The sequence below is a fragment of the Bacillus sp. GMs2/2 genome (genome assembly GCF_050172095.1).
Taxonomy (GTDB): domain Bacteria; phylum Bacillota; class Bacilli; order Bacillales; family Bacillaceae_G; genus Bacillus_A; species Bacillus_A cereus.
Genome location: NZ_JBNLYE010000599.1, coordinates 1 through 1,789, shown reverse-complemented (window position 1 = coordinate 1,789; position 1,789 = coordinate 1). Strand labels below are relative to the sequence as shown.

Genomic DNA, 1,789 nt, shown 5'->3' with positions numbered 1-1,789 from the left:
TCATTTTCAGTAAAGATAGTAATACATGCAAAATGGTAAACAACTAGTTTGTCGTTTTCAATAAATATATCGTTTTTAGTCTTATCAATTTTATAATCGTTATTATATATACAGTTCCAAGGCGCAGCATTTATACCTAAGTTATTTGAAATTTTTACTTTTGGAAAATATATAGGGATATAATCTAAATACTTTTGGTCTCCAAATTTCCCTTCCTCAGCCTCGGCACTGCACCAATCTATACATTTATTTTTCCACCATCTTACACTTTTTAGTCCATAGAGATCATTCTTAAATCCAATTAGACCAGCCTGATATTTTCCATACATTTTTTCTACCCAATCACGATCTCTTTGGGGGGTTAGGAAAATAGAATGGTCACCCCATTCCTCAAAAATAATATTAGGGTCAGAGAAAAAGCATAAATCACCATCACAATATAGAATAGATGGTAAATCATAATTGACCAATAAATATTCTATCAAGACAGATTTTAAAGTCCAACAATATTCATTTACTTTTCTTTTTCTCTTAATTGCTTTTAGTTCACGATCTTCCAATTCTTCAACTTGTAAAAGGTTTACATTAATTAAACTCATTTCTTTTAATAGTGAATATGCAAAAGGATCTATACAACAAATCCACAATGTGAATTTTTCTGAGTACTGCATTAATGATTGCTGTAAAGCAATAATTTTCAAGACATACTCACTACCTACAATGACGCAGAAATGATTATTTAGATCATGTTGTTGATTATAGAATTGGGGATCAATTCTTTTTTGAGTATTTTTTTTGGAGAGATTTGAAGCTTTAATTCCTGTTGAAAGTGGGTTAACTATTTTCTCATTAGAGGGGATATACAATCGAGGTAAACTTATTTTTTTATCATTAGAGTTCAATGCTTATTCAGTCCTCTCCACTAAAATTTATTTGGATTCCAACTTTCATTTACAGTTTTTAAATCTTTAGGTGTATCGACACTAGCCCAAAAGTCATTGTGTTCATAGACTGCGAGCTCATTGTCTTTTATTAAATTTCGAAGAGGATCTTCTTCTAGAACACAATCATCATTATTACTTAAATAATCGAATATTTCTTTGTTAAATACAAAAAAACCGCCATTAATTACTTCATCAAGTAATGGTTTTTCTTTAAAATCAATAGCAATTCCATCTTCGACCGCCAATAGGCCGTATTGACTATTTTTTTTAATTCCAGTTAATGTAGCAATTTTTCCTTTTTCTTTATGGAATGCTATTAGTTGATCAATATCTATATTGGCTAATCCGTCACCATAAGTTAATAAAAAGGTTTCACCCTGTACAAAGGATTCAAGTTTTTTTAGTCTTGCCCCGGTCATTGTATCAATTCCTGTATCTATAAAGTGTATATTCCAATTTTCTAATTTCTGAAGTAGCGTATATTGACTGGTTTTAAAATTCAAACTAAAGTCATTCTCTTTCCAGCTAAAGTCCATAAAATATTCCTTAATTTTCTCACCTTTATATCCTAAGGGCAAAATGAAATCAGAATGTCCATATTTTCTATACCAATTCATTATATGCAAGAGGAGAGGCTTTCCTTGAACTCGAACTAATGGTTTGGGAATGTCCTCTAAAATTCCTTGCATCCGAAGCCCTTTTCCGCCACACAAAATTATGACTTTCATAGATTTATTTCCTTCCTCTCAATATATTTTACTAATTTAAACTATGTAGTTTGTTTGGTAAATGTATACACGGTTGTACCACAATGACAATCAACTAAAAAAAATATGTTAGATTTA

At 30.4% G+C, this 1,789-nt stretch carries 1 protein-coding gene and 1 pseudogene; both read right to left on the bottom strand.

Features of this window, described 5'->3' with window-relative positions:
• A pseudogene (locus tag ACQGS6_RS27765) lies at positions 1-902 on the bottom strand (glycosyl transferase); the annotation flags it as partial.
• A gap of 20 nt (positions 903-922) precedes the next feature.
• The gene (locus ACQGS6_RS27760) at positions 923-1,672 is read right to left on the bottom strand and encodes a sugar phosphate nucleotidyltransferase (protein ID WP_000864432.1); all 750 of its coding nucleotides are present in this window, start codon (positions 1,670-1,672) and stop codon (positions 923-925) included.
• Positions 1,673-1,789: the final 117 nt, after the last annotated feature.